The organism is Pseudomonas sp. zfem005 (genome assembly GCF_032621735.1).
GTDB lineage: Bacteria > Pseudomonadota > Gammaproteobacteria > Pseudomonadales > Pseudomonadaceae > Metapseudomonas > Metapseudomonas solani.
Genome location: NZ_JAVYJE010000002.1, coordinates 213,155 through 234,787 on the forward strand (window position 1 = coordinate 213,155; position 21,633 = coordinate 234,787).

Consider the following 21,633-nt stretch of genomic DNA (forward strand, 5'->3'; position numbering starts at 1 on the left):
GTGCAACCGGGGCAGCTACACCGGGACGATGCGGTTCTTGCCGCTGCGCTTGGCGCTGTACATGGCTTCGTCGGCGCGGGCGTAGAGGTGTTCCAGGGTGTCGCCGGGGCGCAGGGTGGTCAGGCCCTGGCTGAGGGTGACGCTGAAGATCTGGCCGGCGGCGCTGAACGACAGGCGCTGCACTTCACGCTCCAGGCGTTCGGCCACCTGAAGGGCCTGGGCCGGGTCGCAGCCGGGGAATACGGCGGCGAATTCCTCGCCGCCAATGCGCCCGAAATGGTCGACCCGGCGCAGGGCGCCGGCGCCGCACTGGGCGATGCGCTGCAGCACCAGGTCACCCACCTGGTGGCCGTAGGTGTCGTTGATCTTCTTGAAGTCATCGATATCCAGCAGCAGGAAGGCCAGGGGCCGTTCGTAGCGCTCGGCCACATCGAATTCGCGCTGGGCGCATTCGAAGAAGTGCCGGCGGTTGCTGGTGCCGGTCAGCACGTCGGTGGTGGCCAGGCGTTGCAGCTCGGCCTCCAGGGTCTTCTTCTCGGTGATGTCCTCGGCGATGCCCACCACCAGGGTGCTCTGCCCGGCCTGGCCCTGGCGGCTGACGAAGCATTTGTCGCTGAGCCAGCGCACCTGGCCGTCACCGCGGATGATGCGGTACTCGCGCACTTCCACCGCGCCCTTGGTGAGCACCTCGGCAAGGCTGCGTGCGGCGTACTCGACGTCGTCGGGGTAGATGCAGTTGCGCCACTCGTTGAAGTCCACCATCAGCAGCTCGGCCGGGCGGCCGAACATGCGCTCGTAGTGGGGGCTGACGTAGATGATCTTCTGCGCGTCCCAGTCGAAGGCCCAGAGCACGGCGTTGACGCTGCCCAGCAGGCTGTTGAACAGCAGTTCGCGTTCGCGCAGGCGCTCCACCTCGCCACGGCTGTGCAGCAGTGCCAGGGTGAGCTTCTCCAGCTCGCTGGGTGTTTCCTCGAAGTTTTCCATCCGGCCCATAGCCTGCCTTCGCGTATTCGGGTCACGTTACGCCCGCAACGAAGCGGCGGGCATGGGTGGCCGCGGTCAGGCATGACTCTGGTGACGAATGGCTGCAAAACGGTTGAACAGGCGGTGCAGAACGAACACCGCAAGCAGGGTGATGAAGACCGCAACGCAAACCGAACTGAGCCGATAGGCCAGGCTGAACATCATGTCGTGACTCGGCGTCAGGTATTGACCGAAAACAATCGCCAAAGTTGTCAGCGCGCCGAAGCCGATTCCCTGCGCCCCCTCCAATACGTGCACTCGGGCACAGAAAAACGCGGCTATCCAGTACAGCGAGGCGACGAGCGGTAGCACGTCGTAGTGGTCGTAGAGCAGCAGTTGCAGCACCAGCCCGATGAGGCAGCCGAGCATGGTGCCGAGGGCGCGGATGCGCCCGGCGAAGCGGATGCCGTTCCAGTGCATGGGGAAGAGCACCAGGATCGAGGCGATCTGCGCGGACAGCGAGTCCTTCAGGTCGAAGGTCTGGAAGAGGATGAACGACAGGGTGGCGATGCAGGCGCCGAGCAGCGCTTCGTGGCGCTGGCTGGGCAGGTCCTTGGGCGGCGGAGTGCGCGGCTCGCGGGGCTCGGCATCGGGGAAGAGGAAGAACATCAGCCAGGCGATCAGCACCGTGAGGCAGGCGGCCACCAGATTGCTGGCCACCAGGTCGTAGAGGTGGGTTTCGGGGTAGCTGGCGAAGTGCAGCTGCATGGAGAGGAACACGCAGCCCAGGGCGCCGAACATGAACAGCGGGCCGCGCGCCATGAGGCTGAAGCGCCAGAGGAAGGCGGCGAAGACCAGGGGCACGATGAGCATCGGGCGGTCGCCGAACAGCCCGTAGATGACCAGCGTCTCCAGGCTCACCAGCACCGCCTGGGCGAGGAACTGGCGGATCACATGGGCGTTGATGGTGGGCACCAGGCCCAGCAGCAGCATGGGGTAGACGCAGAAGAACGAGCCGTTGTCCCAGTCCATCAGCTTGCACACGAACAGGCCGAGGGTGCCGCCGCAGGCCAGGCGCAGGCACTGACGCAGGCCGTTCTCGCTGAGGGCCGGGCGCGTCATCAGTAGATGTAGTGCAGCAGGCTGATGAGGCGGATCTGCACCCGGCCGAAGAAGGTGGCCAGGGGCGATTCGTGGGGGTAGAGCTGCACCGTGGCCTTGGCGCCGCTGGGCAGGGGCGCTTCCGGGGGCGCCTCCAGCAGCACGTGCAGGCGCTGGCGCTGGGCGTCGCGCACCCAGCGGTCGGAAGTGGCGGGGGCGGCGAGGTCGCCGTTGGCGTCCAGCTGGCCTTCCTTGACGCCGGCGTCGATGGCGCTGACCCGCGCCGCGAAGATGCGCCCGGGCAGGGCGTCGAACACCACGCTGGCGCCATCGCCCAGGCCCACGTAGCGCAGGGCCTTCTCGCGGAAGTCGGCGCTGACATCGGCCTCATCGGCCACCAGCGCGGCCACCGGGCTGCCGGCGGCGACGAAGGCACCCGGGGACAGCTGCAGGTTGCTCAGGGTGCCGGCGCGCTCGGCGCGGACTTCGCTGTACTGCAGTTGCAGGCGGGCCTGGTCGAGGGCGTTGCGAGCCTGGCGCAGGCGCAGGTTGTCGTCGCCCGCCGCACCGCGCTCGGCGGCCAGCTGGTGGATGCGCGCACTGGCGGCGGCCACCTTGGCGCTGGCGGCGGCACGCTGGGATTGGGTCTGTTCGAACAGCTGGCGGGAGACGTGCTGGCTGGCCACCAGCTTGCCGAGGCGCTCGGTCTCGCGCGCCAGCTCCTGGGCCGAGGCGTCGGCGGCGAGTTTGTCGGCACGGGCGGCGGCGAGGCTGGCATCGAGCTCGGCGTTGTCCTGGGCGGCCTGCTCCAGGGCCAGCTCGGCGGCGTTGACGGCAAGGCGGAAGGGCTCGGGGTCGAGGCGGAACAGCAGCTGCCCGGCCGGCACATGGGCGTTGTTGCCGACGACGATGTCCAGCACCTGGCCGCTGACCCGGGGCGCCAGGCGCAGCACCGGGCGCGTCAGCTGGGCTTGGGGGGTGATGGGCATCCACAGGTCGGCCGCGAGGAAGTAGACGAACAGCAGCACGAAGGCCGCAATGGCGCTCCGCACCCGGCGGGCGAACCTTTGATCGGGGGTCATGGATACCTCGGAAGTACAGGGCGGACCGGTGTTGCCGCGATGCCCGCGAACGGGGCGATGGGCGGTGATCCGGTAAAACGGCAAACAGCTCAGGGCTGGCAGTATATTTACCGGCGTTTCCTGGATAATCAGCGCCCTTCGAGAATCAGCCTTGCGCGAGGAGTAACAATGGACACCCTGAACAGCATGCGTGTGTTCGTTCGCGTCATCGAGACCGGCAGCTTCACCGCGGCGGCGCAGGCGCTGGACCTCTCCACCGCGCAGGTCTCGCGGCTGGTTTCCGAACTGGAGCAGCAGCTGCAGGCACGCCTGCTGCACCGCACCACCCGGCGCCTGGCGCTGACCGAAGTGGGCGAGCGCTACCTGCAGCGCAGCCGCTCCATCCTCAATGAAGTGGACCAGGCCGCCGCCGAGGCGCGCGGCGCACACCTCAAGCCCAGCGGCCGGCTGCGGGTGCACACCATGACCGGGCTCGGCCTGCAGCACCTCACCGGCCTGGTGGCGCGCTACACCGAGCTGTACCCGGAGGTGGTGGTCGACCTGACCCTGTCGCAGCGCAACCCCGACCCGCTGGAGGACGGCCAGGACGTGGTGCTGACCTTCGCCCGCGAGCTGCCGGACTCGCAGATGGTGGCGCAGTCCCTGGGGCAGATGTACAGCGTGGTCTGCGCGGCGCCCGCCTACCTTGAGCAGCATGGCGTGCCCAAGGGGCCGGCGGACCTGCGCCATCACCGCTACCTGCGCCTGCTGGACCCGCTCTACCAGGACAACTGGGTGCTGCAGGGCACGGATGGCGAGTTCGACGTGCTCCCGGCGGAGGCCTTCCAGGTCAACGTCGCCGAATCCCTGGCCCGCGCCGCCCAGGCGGGCATGGGCTTCTGCCTGCTGCCCTCCTTCGTCGCCTGCCAGCCGCTGCGCGACGGCACGCTGTTGCGCCTGCTGCCGGAGCACCGACTGCGCGAGCGCAACATCTATGCGATCTACCCGTCACGGCGCTTTCTCGACGCCAAGATCAGGACCTGGGTGGACTTCCTCAAGGCCGAGCTGCCGCCGCTGTTCGCCCAGGACGACGCCGTGCTGGACGACCCGCGCCACTGGGCCGTGCGCACACAATTGTTGCGCTAGAAGCAATTGTGATTCACCTGGGCCGTGGTTTTTCGCCGCCGGCCCCCCGCCTAAGATGGCCTCGGTCTCCAGATGCATCCCGCCGAGGATCACGCTATGCAACGCAATCTCTTTGTTACTGCCGCTTTCACCGCTTTCGCCCTGTCCTTCACCCAGTTCTCCTTCGCCGAAGAGTCGTCCGCCTTTGTTGCGCGAAATGCGCAGTATGAGCAACGCGCCCAGGACGCCGCCCAGCAGCAGGCCATCGCCAAGCAAGGCACCGAGCGCAAGGCCGAGTCCGGCCAGGACAGCTGATCGACCCGCTCCACCTCCTCCTTACCTCCTGACGTCGATGTGATTGCTCCTTTCGACGTCTTGTTCCAGCCGCCCTCCCCCGGGCGGTTTTTTTTGGCCGCGTTTCAGAACCAGGCGTGTGTGGGCGGTGCAGGTGGGAGTGGGAGGGTAGGAGCGAATTCATTCGCGATGGAGTGTCCAGCCACACGCAGCAGGGGGACGGCGGTGAGTCTTTCGCGGCTGAAGCCGCTTCTACAGATGGCACGGGCCCAACCCCGCAGCGGTGGACCGGTGAAGCGGGGTCCACCCTACATCGCCTGGCAGCTCGTGCCCGCACGGACTTCCCCGCTGGGTAGGGTGGATAGCGCTCTTCTATCCACCAAGCGGACTCGCCCCACACACCAACACCTCGCCCCTCTCCCGGAGAAGCGAATTCATTCGCGAAGGGGCGGGCACGCATCGTTGGCCCTCGCGGGCTCGGCACCAACCTGCGGACAGGCCCATGAAAAAGGCCGGCAATGGCCGGCCTTCTTCGGGGTCGTTGCGATCAGGCCGTGGCGGCCGGGCGCAGCGAGTAGGTCTTGAGCTGCTCGGCGAAGTCGCGCAGCGACTGGATGCCGCTGGCCTCGGCCTCGTGTACCCATTGCTTCATGGCTTCGAGCATGTCGTGGCCGTTGGCGCTGGTCTTGACCCAGATGTGCTGCAGGGCGAGGCGCTTCTCGTAGATCACCTTCAGCGCCTGGCTCTGCTCCAGCATGGCGGCGATGCGCGCATGGTGGCGTTCGTCCAGCAGGCTGGTCTCGCGGGACAGCAGGCGCTTGGCGCGGCGGAACAGGTGGCGCACCGACTCGTCGGCCTTGGCCAGTTCCTGCTTCACCAGGGGCGCGATCACCAGCTTGCGGTACTGCGCCATGATCTGGAAACGGTTGTTGAGGATGGCCATGGCGGTGTCCATGTCCAGGCTGCCCTTGCCTTCCACGCGGTGGGCGATGGGCGCCACGCGCTGCACCTTGGCCAGGCGCAGGAAGCTGAACAGCTTGATCCAGGCCCAGCCCAGGTCGAATTCCCACTTCTTCACCGACAGCTTGGCCGAGTTCGGGTAGGTGTGGTGGTTGTTGTGCAGCTCTTCGCCACCGATGAGGATGCCCCAGGGCACCAGGTTGGTGGCGGCGTCGCGGCATTCGAAGTTGCGGTAGCCGACGGCGTGGCCGAGGCCGTTGATGACGCCTGCGGCCCAGACCGGGATCCACATCATCTGCACGGCCCAGATGGTGATGCCGGCGACGCCGAACAGGGCGAGGTCGATGGCCGCCATCAGGAACACGCCACCCAGGGGGTAGCGGGAGTAGACATTGCGTTCGAGCCAGTCATCCGGGCAGTTCTTGCCGTAGATGCGCAGGGTCTCTTCGTTTTCGGCTTCCTCGCGGTACAGCTCCGCGCCGCGGCGCAGTACGGTACCCAGGCCCTTGATCACCGGGCTGTGCGGGTCGTCGACGGTTTCGCACTTGGCGTGGTGCTTACGGTGGATCGCGGTCCATTCGCGGGTGTTCATCGCGGTGGTCAGCCACAGCCAGAAGCGGAAGAAGTGCTTCAGCGCCGGGTGCAGTTCCAGGGAGCGATGGGCGGAATAGCGGTGCAGGTAGACCGTGACGCCGACGATGGTGATATGCGTCATCACCAGGGTGGCTGCCACCAGTTGCCACAGCGACAGATCGAGAAAACCGTTGTACCACATGGAGTGCGTAGCCTCGGGGGAAGGAAGGGCGAGGTTGTCGGACAAACACCGGCATTATCCCCATGAATTGTGAGAAAACCATCCTGTTCTTTAGATAAGAAAGAGATGAATCTCCATTCATCTATAATGCGAAACCGATCACATCTGGCATGGCCTCGACTCACCTATGAAACCCAAGCTCAGCGCCGTGAAACTGGTGCTGCCCTACTTCCTCCTCGCCAGCGCCTGGATACTCTTCAGCGACCATCTGCTGCCCCTGCTGAGCCCCGATGGCAGCCGCCTGGAACTGCTGCAGTCGGCCAAGGGGCTGCTCTTCGTGGCGGTCACCAGCGGCCTGCTGTACCTGCTGGTGTGCCTGCACATGCGCCGCCTGCGCGCCTACCTGCAGGCCCGCCGCGAGCAGGAGAGCAGCCTGCGCCAGGCCGCTGCGGTGTTCGACGCCACCCAGGAAGGGGTGCTGGTCACCGATGCCGAGCAGCGCATCGTCCACGTCAACCGTGCCTTCGCCCGCATCACCGGCTTCGAGGAGAGCGAGGTGCTGGGGCAGACCCCGGTCCTGTTCAAGTCCGGCCGCCACGACGAGGCCTTCTACCAGTCGATGTGGAACGCCCTGAAGAACCGCCATGCCTGGAGCGGCGAGGTGTGGAACCGCCGGCACAACGGCGAGGTGTACCCGCTGTGGCAGAACATCCGCGCCATCCACGACGAAGACGGCCTGCTGACCCATTACGTGGCGGTGTTCTCCGACGTCAGCGCCATCAAGCGCTCGCAGAACGAGCTGGACTACCTGGCCCACCACGACCCGCTGACCAACCTGCCCAACCGCCTGCTATTCACCGAGCGCGTCGAGCACGCCCTGGAGCGCGCCCGCCGGGAAGGCAGCGAGGGCACGGTGATCCTGCTGGACCTCGACCACTTCAAGCACATCAACGAAAGCCTCGGCCACAACCACGGCGACCTGCTGCTCAAGGCGGTGGGCGAGCGCCTGGCCACCCTGATGACCGGCGGCATGACCCTGGCGCGCCTGGGCGGCGACGAGTTCGGCCTGCTCTGCGAGGGCTCCGGCCCGGAACAGGCGGCGGACCTCGCCGGGCGCATCCAGCAATGCCTGGCCGCGCCCTTCCACCTGGCCGAGCAGAACCTGTTCATCAGCGCCAGCCTGGGCATCAGCCTGTTTCCGGGGGATGCCGAGAACGTCGAGCAGGTGCTGCGCAACGCCGACTCGGCACTGTTCAAGGCCAAGAGCGTGGGCCGCGAGACCTTTGCCTTCTATAGCCAGGAGCTGACCGAGCAGGCGCGCCAGCGCGTCGAGCTGGTCACCGCGCTGCGCCAGGGCCTGGAGCAGGACGAGCTGCGCCTGGTGTTCCAGCCCATCCACGACCTGGCCGATGGCCGCCTGATCGGCGTCGAGACCCTGGTGCGCTGGCAGCACCCGCAGCGCGGCCTGGTGCCGCCGGCGGAGTTCCTGCCGGTGGCCGAGGAAAGCGGCCTGATCGGCGCCATCGACGCCTGGGTGCTGGAGCGTGCCTGCCGGCAGATGCGCGACTGGACCGAGCGCGGCCTGCAGCTGTCGTTCATCGCGGTGAACGTGTCCTGCCGGCTGTTCAGCCGTGGCGAACTGGACACCCGCGTCGCCCGCGTGCTCGCCGACACCGGCCTGGAACCGGGGCGCCTGGAGCTGGAGATCACCGAGAGCGCGGTGATGGAGGACCCGGACACCGCCCTGGAGCTGCTCGACCGCCTGTGCAAGCTCGGCGTGCGCCTGGCCATCGACGATTTCGGCACCGGCTATTCGTCCCTGCAGCGCCTCAAGCGCCTGCCGGTGCACAAGCTGAAGATCGACCAGAGCTTCGTGCAGAACCTGCCCGACGACCGCGACGACATCGCCATCGCCAAGGCCGTTACCGCGCTGGGCCACAGCCTGGGCCTGGAGGTGCTGGCCGAAGGCATCGAGCACCAGCGCCAGGCCGACTTCCTCCGTGGCCTGGGTTGCGACCATGGCCAGGGCTACCTGTTCAGCCGCCCGCAGCCGGCCCAGCAGCTCGAGGAAGCCTGGCAGCTTTCGCCCTCGGGCGGCGCCACCCCGCAACAGATCAGCCTGCTCTGACCCCTTCTCTCCGGTGGGCCAACGCCCGCCGCGCGTCACTCCGCCCGGAGCGGGCGAACCTCTGGCCAGCAGAGCGCCGAGCGATCCGGCTCAATCTAACCATTGGTTATATAAAAATTCTTAAACAGTATTTTTAAGAATATTCATGCCCTGATTAAGATGCGCCCAAGCCACGCGAACCCCCTGTTCACCGACGCGGGCATCCCATCCAAGGAGCATGACCATGAGCGCAACACTCCGCAGCCTCGAAGGCCAGGACGAAGCCAGCATCCTGCGTGAAATCCAGAGTGCCCTGCACGGCCTGCGTTTCGGTGCCGTCGAGATCACCGTGCACAACGGCCAGGTGGTGCAGATCGAGCGCAAGGAAAAATTCCGCCTGCAACCGCCCGCCGGCAAGAACAGCTGACCCGAACACCCGACCGAGTCGCCGGAGGGGTCAACCCGATACGCGAACCGAGTCGACTGCGACGTGCGCCGTGAACGCCCGCCGCGCCTGAAAGACAACCTAGCCAACAGCATAAAAACTCAGAATTCAGGAGCTTCATCCATGTCGATTCGCCGCTTCGCCCTGGCCACCCTGGCCAGCGCCCTGCTCACCACCCTGGTCGCCGGCCCGGTCGCCGCCGCCACCGAACTGCTCAACGTCTCCTACGATCCGACCCGCGAGCTGTACCAGGAGTACAACGCCGCCTTCGCCAAGCACTGGAAGGCCCAGGGCGGTGAAGACCTCAAGGTCCAGCAATCCCACGGCGGTTCCGGCAAGCAGGCGCGCGCGGTGATCGACGGCCTCAAGGCCGACGTGGTGACCCTGGCCCTGGCCGGCGACATCGACGAGCTGCAGAAACTCGGCAAGCTGATCCCCGAAAACTGGCAGACCCGCCTGCCGCAGAACAGCACCCCCTACACCTCGACCATCGTGTTCCTGGTGCGCAAGGGCAACCCCAAGGGCATCAAGGACTGGGGCGACCTGACCAAGGCCGGCGTGGAAGTCATCACCCCGAACCCGAAGACCTCCGGCGGCGCCCGCTGGAACTTCCTGGCCGCCTGGGCCTGGGCCAAGAAGCAGTACGGCAGCGACGCCAAGGCACAGGAATACGTACAGGCGCTGTACAAGCAGGTTCCGGTTCTCGACACTGGCGCCCGCGGTTCGACCATCACCTTCGTCAACAACAACATTGGCGACGTGCTGCTGGCCTGGGAAAATGAGGCCTTCCTGGCACTCAAGGAACAGGGCGGCGAGAACTTCGAAATCGTTGCGCCGAGCCTGTCGATCCTCGCCGAGCCGCCGGTTTCGGTGGTCGACAAGAACGTCGACAAGAAGGGCACCCGCAAGGTCGCCGAAGCCTACCTGCAGTACCTGTACAGCGAGGAAGGCCAGCGCATCGCCGCGAAGAACTTCTACCGCCCCCGTGACGAGAAGGTCGCCGCCGAGTTCGCCAAGCAGTTCCCGAAACTGGACCTGGTGACCGTCGACAAGGACTTCAACGGCTGGAAGGAAGCGCAACCGAAGTTCTTCAACGACGGCGGCATCTTCGACCAGATCTACCAGGCGCAATAAGCCGAAGCTGCAAGCTGCAAGCTGCAAGCTGCAAGAAAATGGGTGGGGCGCAGGCCCCGCCCGGACAAGGGGAAGCGCGAGCTTCCCTTTGCCGTGCCCGGGCCGGTGATATTCCGGTGGCGGGCTTGAGCGTTCCAACGCAGAAAAAGGACAGATGATGTCTCGACGTATCTCCCCGGTCATACCCGGCTTCGGGCTGACTCTGGGGTACACCCTGGTGTATCTCAGCCTGTTGGTGCTGATTCCCCTGGGCGCCATGTTCCTCAAGACCTTCGACCTCACCTGGGTGCAGTTCTGGAACATCATCAGCGCACCCCGCGTAATTGCCGCACTCAAGCTCAGCTTCGGCACCGCGCTCGCCGCCGCCGTGCTCAACGGCCTGATCGGCACGCTGCTGGCGTGGGTCCTGGTGCGCTACGACTTCCCCGGCCGCAAGATCATCGACGCGATGATCGACCTGCCCTTTGCCCTGCCCACCGCCGTGGCCGGTATCGCGCTCACCGCGCTGTACGCGCCGGCCGGCCTGGTGGGCCAATTCGCCACCGACCTGGGCTTCAAGATCGCCTACACCCCGCTGGGCATCACCCTGGCGCTGACCTTCGTCACCCTGCCCTTCGTGGTGCGCACGGTGCAGCCGGTGCTGGCCGACATCCCCCGCGAGGTGGAAGAGGCCGCCGCCTGCCTGGGCGCCAAACCACTGCAGGTGTTCCGCCACATCCTCCTGCCGGCGCTGCTGCCCGCCTGGCTGACCGGCTTCGCCCTGGCCTTCGCCCGCGGCGTGGGCGAGTACGGCTCGGTGATCTTCATCGCCGGCAACATGCCGATGAAGACCGAGATCCTGCCGCTGCTGATCATGGTCAAGCTGGACCAGTACGACTACACCGGCGCCACCGCCATCGGCGTGCTGATGCTGGTGGTCTCCTTCATCCTGCTGCTGCTGATCAACCTGCTGCAGCGCCGCATCGAAACCCCTTGAGGAGGCCAACGTCATGAGTAGTGCAACCCTGACCGCCGCCACCTCCGCCAACGCAGCCCGCCGTGGCAACCTGTGGGGCCGGCGCGCGCTGATCGCCGGCGCCTGGCTGGTGTTCGGCATCTTCCTGCTGCTGCCGCTGTACATCGTGCTCAGCGAAGCACTGAAGCAGGGCTTCGGCACCTTCTTCACCGCCATCTTCGAGCCCGATGCCCTCGCCGCGCTGAAGCTGACGGTGATAGCCGTGGCCATCTCGGTGCCGCTGAACCTGGTGTTCGGCGTCGCCGCCGCCTGGTGCGTGAGCAAGTTCGAGTTCCGCGGCAAGAGCATCCTGGTCACCCTGATCGACCTACCCTTCTCGGTCTCGCCGGTGATCGCCGGCCTGATCTACGTGCTGCTGTTCGGCGCCCAGGGCTACTTCGGCGAGTGGCTGTCGGACCGTGATATCCAGATCGTCTTCGCCCTGCCCGGCATCGTCCTGGCCACCGTCTTCGTCACCGTGCCCTTCGTCGCCCGTGAGCTGATCCCGCTGATGCAGGAACAGGGCACCCAGGAAGAAGAGGCCGCGCGCCTGCTCGGCGCCAACGGCTGGCAGATGTTCTGGCACGTGACCCTGCCCAACATCAAATGGGGCCTGATCTACGGCGTGGTGCTGTGCACCGCGCGCGCCATGGGCGAGTTCGGCGCGGTGTCGGTGGTTTCCGGCCACATCCGCGGCGTCACCAACACCCTGCCGCTGCACGTCGAGATTCTCTACAACGAGTACAACCACGTCGCTGCCTTCAGCGTCGCCAGCCTGCTGCTGATCCTCGCGCTGGTCATCCTGCTGCTCAAGCAGTGGAGCGAGGCCCGTTTGTCCCGTCTTAAATCCAGCGCTGATGAGGAGTGAGTCATGAGCATCGAAATCCGTAACGTCAGCAAGAACTTCAACGCCTTCAAGGCGCTCAACGACATCAACCTGGATATTCACAGCGGCGAGCTGGTGGCCCTGCTCGGTCCGTCCGGCTGCGGCAAGACCACCCTGCTGCGCATCATCGCCGGCCTGGAGACCCCGGACGCCGGCAACATCGTGTTCCACGGCGAGGACGTATCCCAGCACGACGTGCGCGATCGCAACGTCGGCTTCGTGTTCCAGCACTACGCCCTGTTCCGCCACATGAGCGTGTTCGACAACGTCGCCTTCGGCCTGCGCATGAAGCCCAAGGGCGAACGCCCCAGCGAGCCGGAGATCGCCGAGAAGGTCCACGAGCTGCTCAACATGGTGCAGCTGAACTGGCTCTCCGACCGCTACCCGGAGCAGCTCTCCGGCGGCCAGCGCCAGCGCATCGCCCTGGCCCGCGCCCTGGCGGTGAAGCCGAAGATCCTGCTGCTGGACGAACCCTTCGGCGCCCTCGACGCCAAGGTGCGCAAGGAGCTGCGCCGCTGGCTGGCGCGCCTGCACGAGGAGATCAACCTGACCTCCGTGTTCGTCACCCACGACCAGGAAGAAGCCATGGAAGTGGCCGACCGCATCGTGGTCATGAACAAGGGCGTGATCGAGCAGATCGGCTCCCCGGGCGAGGTCTACGAGAAGCCGGCGAGCCCCTTCGTCTACCACTTCCTCGGCGACTCCAACCGCCTGCAGCTGGGCGATGACCGCCACGTGCTGTTCCGCCCCCACGAAGTCTCGCTGTCCAAGGAGGCCGAGGACGAGCACCAGGCCGCCGAAGTCCGCGACATCCGCCCCCTCGGCGCCATCACCCGGGTGACCCTGAAGGTGGATGGCCAGGACGAGCTGATCGAAGCCGAAGTGGTCAAGGACCACGACAGCCTGGTCGGCCTCGCCCGTGGCGAGACCCTGTACTTCAAGCCCAAGGCCTGGCAGCCCGTCGCCCACGGCTGATCGTCGCGACGCAACGACAAAGCCCCTCATCCGAGGGGCTTTTTCATGGGCGCGGAACGCAGGAATGTAGGTTGGGCCGAAGCATGAGGCCCAACGCAACGGACCGGACCCTGGCACCGTTGGGCCTCGCAAGCTCGGCACCAACCTACGGCCCCGCCCTGCCAGCCCGACACATCTCCACCCGGCCCGGCATCGCGGTGGACGTAAAGAGCGACGTCCACCCATACACGACCCCGCCCTCTGGTGGGAGCGAGTTCATTCGCGAAAAAGGCAGGATGTCCGAGTTATCCACAGACCGCTTCGGTGGAGCGCTTGAGCCCGAAGAACTGCAGTTCGGCGAACAGAACCACCGCCAGCGCCTGGGCGATCACGAAGGTCTGGCCCAGCAGGGTCGGCTGCACCCAGCCGCTGACCAGCAGCAGGAGGCTGTCCACCACCCAGACGGCGTTGACCGCGATCACCGCCCACACTGCGCGGCGGTCCAGGGTTTCGCGGCGGGCCAGCCACAGCAGCACGGCGCACCAGGGCAGCATCGACAGGCCGGCACCGATGAGCAGCGCGGCGGGCAGCGCCAGCAGGGACGACAGCGGGCCGGCGCCCAGGGTCATCAGCAGGCCGGCGCCGCCGCTGACCAGGGCATCGAGTTGCAGGGCGCGGCGCAGCAGGGGGGAGGGTTGCACGGTGGTCATGGCGAATCTCCTGGGTATGAGCGGCCCGGCGGTTGCCGGTGCCTGGTCGCCAGGATTCATCGAGCGGAGAATCGCGTCGATTACCTGCCAGGTAATGGCCGTGCCTCACCGGCTCGACTATCGTCGCTGCCATGAACGCACCCACCCATCCCGTCGGCGCCCTGTTGCGCCAATGGCGCCAGCGGCGCCGACTCAGCCAGCTCGACCTCGCCTGCGACGCGGAGATTTCCACGCGCCACCTGAGCTTCGTCGAAACCGGGCGCGCCCAGCCCAGCCGCGAGATGCTCCTGCACCTGGCCGAGCAGCTGGACATTCCCCTGCGCGAACGCAACCGCCTGCTGGCCGCCGCCGGCTATGCGCCGCTGTTCCCCCAGCGCACCCTGGACGACCCGGCCCTGGCCGGTGCGCGCCAGGCCATCGAGCAGCTGCTCAAGGCCCACGAGCCGAACCCGGCGCTGGCCATCGACCGCCAGTGGAACCTGCTGGCGGCCAACGGCGCGGTGATGGCGCTGATCGCCGGCGCGTCCCCAGCCCTGCTCGCCCCGCCGCTCAACGTGCTGCGCCTGACCCTGCACCCGGAGGGCCTGGCACCGCGCATCGTCAACTTCGGCCAGTGGCGCGCCCACCTGCTGGAGCGGCTGCTGCACGACATCGAGGTGAGCGGCGATGCAGAGCTGCAGGCCCTCTACGACGAACTGGCCGCCTACCCGGCACCGCCCGCGACCGCCCCCCTGCCCACCGACGGCGTGCTGGTGCCCCTGCAGCTGGATACGCCCCTGGGGGTGATCAGCTTCATCAGCACCATCACGGTGTTTGGCACTCCGGTGGACGTGACCCTGTCCGAGCTGGCCCTGGAGACCCTGTTCCCCGCCGACCCGGAAAGCGCCGAGCGGCTGCGGCAGATCCTCCGGATGGGATGATTTGTCGCCCGGTGGTCATAAATCACTCTTTCGGGTAATACCCTCCAGCCCCCGGCGCAGTAGGCTGGGCGCGCACCGATTGGTGCCCACACACCTCATCGCTTTGTCTGCTCACAACAACAACAAAAGGAGCACGCCGGGATGCTTTCAGACGCTCTAGCACGCGCTTTTATCGGATTGGCGCTCAGCCTGGTCGGGGCCGGGATGACCCTCGCCGCCGAGCTCGCGCCCATCGACCAGGTACAGATCCACGCCTGCCGCGCCACCAGCAGCCTGTTGCTGTATCGCGGCGAAGGTTTCCAGGAAACCCACAAGACCCGCTTCGACGCCGACATCAAGGCGCTGGAAGCTGCGTTCCAGAGCGTGCCGCAGCCCAGCGACGGGTTCCGGCAGAAGTACCGCGCCCTTGTTACCCAGTTGCAGCAGGGTGTTTCCTACGGCCACAACGAGGACGACGTGCCCTGGCGCTTCCCCCAGGAACTGGCCAAATCCCTGCGTGAACTGCTCATCGCCGCCCGCTCCACCCCCGGCAACACCGCCGATGGCGAGCTGCCGGCCAAGGTGGAATACCTGGCGGTGCAGTACCTCAGCCGCGCCTACATCGGCACCTTCGAGATCGCCCGGGAAAGCAACGACACCTACATCGGCCAGGACGAACGCACCCTGCTGCCGGCCATCGATGCCCAGTTGCAGCCAATGGACAAGAACGACCCGGCGGTGGGCAAGCTGAAGACCCGCTGGAGCTTCCTCAAGACCGCCCTCAGCGACATGAACAGCCAGAGCAACACCCTGGTCAGCGCCTCCGGCCGGCCCTATGCACCCATGATGGTCGACCGCCACGCACGCTCGATGAGTGCGCAGTTGTTGACCAAGGGAGGCTGAAGGAAAGGGGTAGCGCGGGTTATCCACAGGGCGGAGCCAGGCTCAACACCGCAGCGGTGGACCGGTGAAGCGGGGTCCACCCTACAGCGCCTGGCGCATCGTGCCGGCACAGGCTACCCCGCTGGGTAGGGTGGATAACGCTCTTTTATCCACCAGGCGGACTCACCCCATACACCGAAGCCTGGCCCCTCTCCCGTGGGAGCGAATTCATTCGCGATGGTGTTTCCAGCCACTCGCAGCCGAGAGCCGGCGGTGAGCCTTTCGCGGCTGAAGCCGCTCCCACAGGTGGCACGGAGCGGAACGAGGCACGACTGTGTGGAGGTCAGGTCCGCCATGTTGGGCCTCGTACCTCGGCCCAACCTACGAAGAACAGAACGAGCTTGCCCCATATATCGAAGCCTCGCCCCTCTCCCGTCGGAGCGAATTCATTCGCGATGGGGTTTCCAGCCACTCGCAGCCGAGAGCCGGCGGTGAGCCTTTCGCGGCTGAAGCCGCTCCCACAGGGGGAGCCGGCCCAGCCGCGCATCACCTCAGGCGGTGGCTTTTTTCTCGCGGATGCAGGTCGGGCCGGCGCGGTGTTCGATGGCCTGTTCCACGTCCTTGCGCATGCCGAGCATGAAGGCCAGCTCGGCGACCACGAACAGCGGGCCGACCACCAGGCCCATGAGGTCGTCGACGAAAGCGGGCTTGCGGCCTTCGTAGTAGTGGCCGACAAACTGGATCACCCAGCCCACCACGAACAGGCCGAGGCCGGCGCTGAGCCACAGGGCGGTGGATTGCACGGCCAGCGCGGTGCCGACCCAGAGGCTGAGCCAGAGCAGCGCGGTCATCACCAGGCCGAAGCGCAGGTCGAGGCGGAAGTAGAAGACGGCAGAGGCCAGCGCCACCAGGGCTGCAGGAGATATCCACAGGCCGGCGACGACCAGGCCCGGGCGCGACAGCAGCACGGCCACGGCGACCACGATCAGCGGGATGCCGATGAAGTGGCTGAAGATATTGCGCCGGTCACGGTGGTATTCGGCGTACTGGGAAAGATGATCGACGAGGGTTTTCATTGTTATGTCCTCAGGTTGCAGGCAGTTGCACCGATAATGGCGCCTGTACTGACCTATCCTCTGTCAGCTAGCCGACAAAGCCCATCACCCGATGCCCGAACTTTCCGACTGCCGTACCCAATTGCTCACCGGCCACTGGTTCGCCGGCCTGCCCGCGCCCCTGCAGGATGCGCTGGTGGAGCAAGCACGCCCGCTGAGCCTGGCCCCCGGCGAGTGCCTGTTCCGCCGGGGCGACCCGCCATGCGGGCTCTATGCCGTGCTCGAAGGCGCGGTGCGCATCGGCGTGAGCGCGGAGAACGGCAAGGAGGCGTTGCTGATCCTGGAGGAGCCGCCGCACTGGTTCGGCGAGATCTGCCTGTTCGATGGCCAGCCGCGCACCCACGACGCCTTCGCCGAAGGCCCGACACAGCTGCTCAACGTGCCCCAGGCGGCCTTGCAGAAGATGCTGGAGGCGGAGCCGGCCTGGTGGCGCGAGCTCGCCCTGCTGATGAGCCAGAAGCTGCGCCTGGCCTTTATCGCGCTGGAGGAAATGAGCCTGCTGCCGGCACCGCAACGCCTGGCGCGGCGGCTGTTGATGATCGCCGAGGGCTACGGCGAGACCAGTGGCCAGCGCCGGGTCATCCACCTGGCCCAGGAACAGCTGGCGTTGATGCTGGCGGTGTCGCGGCAGACCACCAACCAGATTCTCAAGGAGCTGGAAGCCCAGGGCGTGGTGCACCTGAACTATGGCGAGATCGAAATCCTCGACCTCGCCGGCCTGCGCAAGGCGGCACGGCTGTAGCGATTCAGGCCGGCCCGCGCAGGGCCTCGGCGAGCTGACGGCCCACCGTCACCGCCTCCTCCAGCTGCGCTTCCAGGCGCACCATCTCTTGCCGCCAGGCCTGCTGGCTTTCGTGCTGCAGCGCCCAGTGATCCGGCAAGGGCGCCAGCGCGTCGCGCAGCTGCGCGCCCTGCTCGTCCAGCCCGGCCATCAGCCCGCCAAGGGGCTCCAGCGCGGCCACGCCTGCGGCCAGCCCGGCGTCCTGCCCAGCCAGGTGGGCCACGGCGGCGGCGGTCTGCTGCTGGATGTCTTCGGCCATGCGCCCCACTTCCTCGGTGGCACCGGCGGTGCGGGCGGCAAGGTTGCGCACCTCGTCGGCGACCACGGCGAAACCACGCCCGGCATCCCCGGCGCGGGCGGCTTCGATGGCGGCGTTGAGGGCCAGCAGGTTGGTCTGGCTGGCGATGGACTGGATGCTCTGGGCGACCTTCTGGATCTCGCCGCTACGCTCGGCCAGGGCCTGCACGCGCTCGCGGCCGGTGCCGCTCTCGGCGAGCAGCGCGGCGAAGGCCTGGCGCGCCTTGTCCAGGTCGGCGCGGCCTTCGGCACCGGCCTGCTGCAACTGTGCGGCGAGCTGTTCGAGGCGATCGAGATCGGGCGGTACGACGCCCGCGTCATGGCGTTGCAGCCAGATGGCGCCCTCGTCCAGGCGCTGGCGCAGCAGGGTATCGAGCTGGCTGGCGACGCCTTGCAGACGCAAACGCTCGGCAGCGTTGCGATCAGCCTGCACCGCCAGCTCCGCCAGGCGCGGGGCCTGGTCTTCCAGGGGTTCGTCGCGGGGCTCTTCCGGTACCTTCCAGGGCCCCAGCCAGGGCCACAGCGCCAGCACCAGGTAGGCGGGGATGCTCCAGGCGAGCGGCACCTGCCAGCGGCTGTAGACCAGCATCAACAGGGCCAGGCCCAGGGTGTGGAACGCGACGGCATAGGGATGGCGGGCGTAGGCAGGACGCATGGGCTTCTCGGGGTGGTTCTTGTAATGGGGCAATTCTGGCGGCTCGGCTGGCGACTGGCCAGTTCTAGCGCACCAAGCTTTCGCGGTACTGACTCGGTGCCTGGCCGGTCCAGCGCTTGAAGGCGCGGCTGAAGCTGCTGGTATCGGCGAAACCGAGCAGGTAGGCGATTTCGCTGATGGAGCAGCGTGGGTCGCGCATGTGCACCAGCGCCAGGGCCTGGCGGGTGTCGCTGAGCAGTTGCTCGTAGCTGCTGCCCTCCTCCGCCAGGTGCCGCTGCAGGCTGCGCAGGCTCAGGTGCAGGGACTGGGCAATGCGCTCGGCCGAAGGTTCGCCATTGGGCAGCTGGGCCTCCAGGCAGGCGCGCACCTTGCGCGCCCAGGTGGGCACCTGCAGCTGCTCCAGGGTGCGCTTGAGCACCGTTTCGTTGTGCTCGGCCAGCTCGGGGTTGGCGTCTTCCAGGCGGCGTTCGAAGTCCGCGCGGGCGAATTCGATCAGGTCTTCCGGGGCGCCGAAGTGCAGCGGGCAGCGGAACACCTGGTGCCAGGGCGCGGGGTCGGCCGGCTGCGGGCGGCGCAGGTGCACGGCCAGGGGCGCGTAGTCACGGCCCAGGCGGTTGCGGCAGGTGCGCACGTAGATGGCAGCGAAGGCGTCCACCGCCTCGGGGGCCGGTGCGGGGCCCTCCTCGGGGACGCGCAGGCGGAACTCATAGCGCTCGCCGTGCAGGGTCAGCTGCAGGGCCAGGGCATCACTGACCACCTGGTGGTAGCGCTCGATGCGTTCGAAGATCTCCCGCAGGGTGGCGCTGGCCACCAGCGCGTAGCCCAGGGCGTGGAAGGTGGTGGGGCTGAGGTAGCCGGAAATCTTCAGGCCCAGCGCCGGGTCACCGCTGGCCGTGACCGCCAACTGCCACAGGCGCGTGGTGGCGGAGAGCGGGTAGCGCGCGTTGGGGTCGTCCATCAACGCTGGGTCGAGGCCGGCCTGGCGGCAGAGGCCGTCGCTGTCGAGGCCGAGCGCGTCCAGCTGCTTGCGCAGGGCTCGGGTCCAGCTGGCGAGGGTGGAGGGCTCGTCGCTCATGCAGGTTGGCGTATCCGGTCAACAGGTTGGCGTTCAAGGTCAGGCGTGGCGCGCACCGCCTCGGCAGAGTGGGCACACGACGAACAAGAGGATGTAAGCATGTCCCCGACGACCGCAAGCCCCGCAAAGCTGAATGATCAACAGCGATCAGCCCATATTCGTGAAGTGGTGATGGCCCATGGCGTGGAGCTGCGCCAGCGCTACCCGATCCTCAACCGCCAGGACCTGCTCGGCGCCAGCATCCTCGCCTTCGCCCTCGCCGGCATGGTCGGCTCGGCGGCGCTCTACCTGAACGGCACGATCGCCTGGTGGGCGTGCCTGCTGGTCAACGCCTTCCTCGCGTCGCTGACCCACGAGCTGGAGCACGACCTTATCCACAGCATGTACTTCCGCAAGCAGCGGGTAGCGCACAACCTGATGATGGCGCTGGTGTGGCTGGCGCGGCCGAGCACCATCAACCCCTGGGTGCGCCGCCACCTGCACCTGAACCACCACAAGGTCTCCGGCACCGAGACCGACATGGAGGAGCGCGCCATCACCAACGGCGAGCCCTGGGGCCTGGCGCGGCTGCTGATGGTGGGCGACAACCTGATGTCCTCGCTGATCCGCATGCTGCGGGCCAAGAGCTGGGCGCACAAGAAGTTCATCCTGGTGCGCACGCTGAAGGTCTATGCGCCGCTGGCGCTGATGAACTGGAGCGCCTGGTACGTCTTCCTCGGCTTCCACGCCATCAATGGCGTGAGCGCGCTGCTGGGTGCGCCGGTGGCCTGGTCGGAGACCACCCTGGCGATGATGCAGGGCATCGACATCGTGGTGGTGGTGCTGGTGGGCCCCAACGTGCTGCGCACCTTCTGCCTGCACTTCGTCAGCTCCAACATGCACTACTACGGCGACGTCGAGCTGGGCAACGTGATCCAGCAGACCCAGGTGCTCAACCCCTGGTGGCTGTGGCCGCTGCAGGCGTTCTGCTTCAACTTCGGCAGCACCCATGCGATCCACCACTTCGTGGTAAAGGAGCCCTTCTACATCCGCCAGATGACCGCCCCGGTGGCGCACAAGGTGATGCGCGAGATGGGCGTGCGCTTCAACGACATCGGCACCTTCGCCCGCGCCAACCGCTGGCAGGCGCAGCCGCAACCGGTGGCCGAGCGCGCACAGACCGCCTGACGCCTGCCGCGCGTCCCCGAACCCCACGCCCCAAACCTAAGATGGGCCGCCTCGCGGCCCTTCTGCGCCTACTATCGCCGCCATTCCGCCCACGACAGCGCCCCGAGGCCCCCACGGCCCGGCGGGCGTTGCGCCGCGGAAAATCCGCTCAACCGTGAAGAACAAGAGGTACCGGCATGAAAACCTGGATCTGTGTGGTCTGTGGCCTGATCTACGACGAAGCCAAGGGCTGGCCCGACGAGGGCATCGCCGCCGGCACCCCCTGGGCCGATGTGCCCGAGGACTGGATCTGCCCCGACTGCGGCGTGGGCAAGCTGGATTTCGAGATGCAGGAAATCTGAGGCGCGGCCTCAGTACTTCAGGCTCATGCGCAGGGCCAGGCCGTTGTCCCGCGACTCGGTGGCCCAGTCGCCCTCGTAGGCCAGGCCCAGGCTCAGGGCCTGGTCCAGCTGCCAGTCGAGCATCAGGCCGAGGTGGATGACGTCGCGGGCGAGCTGCGCCTCGCCGGCGCCGTCTTCATCCCCGAGCTGGCGATCGCCGCTGTTGCGCCGCCAGGCCGGGATCACCCGTGCCACCAGGCGCTGGTCGGGGCCGAGGGTCCAGGCGGTGGTGCCGCGCAGGCCGAAGGTGGCCTGCAGCAGCTCGTCCCGTTGTGACCCCACATCAGCCTGGCGCTCGCTGTCCTGGCGTAGCCAGGCGAGTTCGCTGAAGCCTTCGAGGCTGAAATCGCGGTAATCCAGCGAATAGCTCAGTTCGCCGAACAGCTGCCCGCCCCGGGCATCGGCGGCGCGCGCGCGGCCGTCCACCCGGTGGCTGTCCAGCAGCAGGCCGGTCTTTAAGCCGATCTGGTTGTAGAACTTGGTGCCGAGGTAGGCGCCGAGCTGGTAGCCGTCGAGGCGCGCATCGGCGCTGCCGGCCTCCAGTTCCGTGCGGGACAGCCCGGCCGTGGCGCCCAGCACCCAGTCGCCCACCCAGCGCTCACTGCCCAGGGCGATGCCGGCGACAGTCCGCTCGCGGCTCGGCGCCGCACCCGGCCCATCGGCCGAGCCGTGGCTGGCATAGGTGCGCACCCAGTAAGGCTGCTGCCCGTCTTCGGGTTCGCCCTCGCGGAAGGAGAAACGCAGCTGCTGGATGCGGTCGAGCACCGCCTCACGGGTGAAGCGCGCGTCCTCCAGCAGCGTGGCGCGGGTGGCCTGGTGCAGGTCGCCGGCGAATACCGAAGGGGCCAACAACAGGCAGGTGAACAGGGATGCGCGCATGGGTTCTCCGAGGAC

Annotated in this window: 21 protein-coding genes and 1 pseudogene; 13 read left to right on the forward strand and 9 right to left on the reverse strand. The window is 67.1% G+C overall.

The genetic code is table 11. From position 1 onward, the window contains the following. Positions 1–15 precede the first annotated feature (15 nt). The 3 genes from RTW82_RS05280 to RTW82_RS05290 all read right to left on the reverse strand — a co-directional run bounded on the left by RTW82_RS05280 (position 16) and on the right by RTW82_RS05290 (position 3,146). Positions 16–984 carry a sensor domain-containing diguanylate cyclase gene (locus tag RTW82_RS05280; protein WP_316924458.1) on the reverse strand — a complete coding sequence of 323 codons (969 nt, stop codon included), beginning with the start codon at positions 982–984 and terminating at the stop codon, positions 16–18. Positions 985–1,059: 75 nt separating this feature from the next. Further along, positions 1,060–2,085, reverse strand: a complete 1,026-nt coding sequence (locus RTW82_RS05285) for a DUF2955 domain-containing protein (protein WP_184491833.1) — start codon at positions 2,083–2,085, stop codon at positions 1,060–1,062. Next, on the reverse strand, positions 2,085–3,146 hold the full coding sequence (locus RTW82_RS05290; protein WP_316924459.1) for an HlyD family secretion protein: 1,062 nt from the start codon (positions 3,144–3,146) through the stop codon (positions 2,085–2,087). Before RTW82_RS05290 ends, RTW82_RS05285 begins: the two co-directional genes overlap by 1 nt. A gap of 168 nt (positions 3,147–3,314) precedes the next feature. Here RTW82_RS05290 and RTW82_RS05295 point away from each other — a divergent pair, with 168 nt between their 5' ends. Both RTW82_RS05295 and RTW82_RS05300 read left to right on the forward strand, forming a co-directional pair. Continuing rightward, positions 3,315–4,271, forward strand: coding sequence for a LysR family transcriptional regulator (locus tag RTW82_RS05295; RefSeq protein ID WP_184491837.1), 957 nt, complete (start codon positions 3,315–3,317; stop codon positions 4,269–4,271). A 96-nt stretch (positions 4,272–4,367) separates the two neighbouring features. Next, complete coding sequence (locus RTW82_RS05300; RefSeq protein WP_021217921.1) at positions 4,368–4,565, forward strand: hypothetical protein; 198 nt, start codon at positions 4,368–4,370, stop codon at positions 4,563–4,565. Positions 4,566–5,091: 526 nt separating this feature from the next. On the opposite strand, the gene desA is transcribed toward RTW82_RS05300, so the two are convergent. Next, positions 5,092–6,279, reverse strand: coding sequence for a delta-9 fatty acid desaturase DesA (gene desA, locus RTW82_RS05305; RefSeq protein ID WP_316924460.1), 1,188 nt, complete (start codon positions 6,277–6,279; stop codon positions 5,092–5,094). 166 nt (positions 6,280–6,445) lie between these two features. Between desA and dibA the strand changes: the two genes are divergently transcribed. From dibA to RTW82_RS05335, 6 genes are all read left to right on the forward strand, one after another. Beyond that, positions 6,446–8,386, forward strand: coding sequence for a phosphodiesterase DibA (gene dibA / locus RTW82_RS05310; RefSeq protein ID WP_316924461.1), 1,941 nt, complete (start codon positions 6,446–6,448; stop codon positions 8,384–8,386). Positions 8,387–8,609: 223 nt separating this feature from the next. Beyond that, positions 8,610–8,792 (forward strand): sulfur starvation response protein OscA, encoded by a 183-nt coding sequence (gene oscA / locus RTW82_RS05315; RefSeq protein ID WP_021217924.1) that lies wholly within the window; start codon positions 8,610–8,612, stop codon positions 8,790–8,792. Positions 8,793–8,933: 141 nt separating this feature from the next. Further along, positions 8,934–9,944, forward strand: coding sequence for a sulfate ABC transporter substrate-binding protein (locus tag RTW82_RS05320; protein WP_021217925.1), 1,011 nt, complete (start codon positions 8,934–8,936; stop codon positions 9,942–9,944). A 157-nt stretch (positions 9,945–10,101) separates the two neighbouring features. Beyond that, positions 10,102–10,920: a sulfate ABC transporter permease subunit CysT gene (gene cysT, locus RTW82_RS05325; protein WP_263402476.1), complete on the forward strand. Its 819-nt coding sequence runs from the start codon at positions 10,102–10,104 to the stop codon at positions 10,918–10,920. Between the two features lie 13 nt (positions 10,921–10,933). Then, the gene (gene cysW / locus RTW82_RS05330) at positions 10,934–11,806 is read left to right on the forward strand and encodes a sulfate ABC transporter permease subunit CysW (protein ID WP_021217927.1); all 873 of its coding nucleotides are present in this window, start codon (positions 10,934–10,936) and stop codon (positions 11,804–11,806) included. 3 nt (positions 11,807–11,809) lie between these two features. Next, positions 11,810–12,799 carry a sulfate ABC transporter ATP-binding protein gene (locus RTW82_RS05335; RefSeq protein ID WP_316924462.1) on the forward strand — a complete coding sequence of 330 codons (990 nt, stop codon included), beginning with the start codon at positions 11,810–11,812 and terminating at the stop codon, positions 12,797–12,799. 284 nt (positions 12,800–13,083) lie between these two features. Here RTW82_RS05335 and RTW82_RS05340 read toward each other — a convergent pair whose 3' ends face one another. Continuing rightward, a complete protein-coding gene (locus RTW82_RS05340; RefSeq protein WP_316924463.1) occupies positions 13,084–13,488 on the reverse strand; it encodes a hypothetical protein in 405 nt (134 codons plus the stop codon). Between the two features lie 131 nt (positions 13,489–13,619). On the opposite strand from RTW82_RS05340, the gene RTW82_RS05345 reads away from it, so the two are divergent. Together RTW82_RS05345 and RTW82_RS05350 are read left to right on the forward strand one after the other, a co-directional pair. Next, entirely contained in the window at positions 13,620–14,408 is a 789-nt protein-coding gene (locus RTW82_RS05345) for a helix-turn-helix domain-containing protein (RefSeq protein WP_316924464.1), read from the forward strand. A 141-nt stretch (positions 14,409–14,549) separates the two neighbouring features. Beyond that, the gene (locus RTW82_RS05350; protein WP_316924465.1) at positions 14,550–15,290 is read left to right on the forward strand and encodes a hypothetical protein; all 741 of its coding nucleotides are present in this window, start codon (positions 14,550–14,552) and stop codon (positions 15,288–15,290) included. 530 nt (positions 15,291–15,820) lie between these two features. Here RTW82_RS05350 and RTW82_RS05355 read toward each other — a convergent pair. Further along, positions 15,821–16,345: a DUF962 domain-containing protein gene (locus RTW82_RS05355; RefSeq protein ID WP_021220465.1), complete on the reverse strand. Its 525-nt coding sequence runs from the start codon at positions 16,343–16,345 to the stop codon at positions 15,821–15,823. A gap of 91 nt (positions 16,346–16,436) precedes the next feature. Here RTW82_RS05355 and RTW82_RS05360 point away from each other — a divergent pair, with 91 nt between their 5' ends. After that, positions 16,437–17,126, forward strand: a complete 690-nt coding sequence (locus tag RTW82_RS05360; RefSeq protein ID WP_316924466.1) for a Crp/Fnr family transcriptional regulator — start codon at positions 16,437–16,439, stop codon at positions 17,124–17,126. A 4-nt stretch (positions 17,127–17,130) separates the two neighbouring features. Here RTW82_RS05360 and RTW82_RS31620 read toward each other — a convergent pair. Both RTW82_RS31620 and RTW82_RS05370 read right to left on the reverse strand, forming a co-directional pair. Next, positions 17,131–17,580: pseudogene (locus RTW82_RS31620) on the reverse strand (methyl-accepting chemotaxis protein); the annotation flags it as partial. Between the two features lie 601 nt (positions 17,581–18,181). Beyond that, complete coding sequence (locus tag RTW82_RS05370) at positions 18,182–19,192, reverse strand: AraC family transcriptional regulator (RefSeq protein WP_316924468.1); 1,011 nt, start codon at positions 19,190–19,192, stop codon at positions 18,182–18,184. 99 nt (positions 19,193–19,291) lie between these two features. On the opposite strand from RTW82_RS05370, the gene RTW82_RS05375 reads away from it, so the two are divergent. Together RTW82_RS05375 and RTW82_RS05380 are read left to right on the forward strand one after the other, a co-directional pair. After that, positions 19,292–20,359: a fatty acid desaturase gene (locus RTW82_RS05375; RefSeq protein WP_316924469.1), complete on the forward strand. Its 1,068-nt coding sequence runs from the start codon at positions 19,292–19,294 to the stop codon at positions 20,357–20,359. Between the two features lie 176 nt (positions 20,360–20,535). Further along, on the forward strand, positions 20,536–20,700 hold the full coding sequence (locus tag RTW82_RS05380) for a rubredoxin (RefSeq protein WP_316924470.1): 165 nt from the start codon (positions 20,536–20,538) through the stop codon (positions 20,698–20,700). Positions 20,701–20,709: 9 nt separating this feature from the next. On the opposite strand, the gene RTW82_RS05385 is transcribed toward RTW82_RS05380, so the two are convergent. Further along, on the reverse strand, positions 20,710–21,618 hold the full coding sequence (locus RTW82_RS05385; RefSeq protein WP_316924471.1) for an autotransporter outer membrane beta-barrel domain-containing protein: 909 nt from the start codon (positions 21,616–21,618) through the stop codon (positions 20,710–20,712). Positions 21,619–21,633 lie beyond the last annotated feature (15 nt).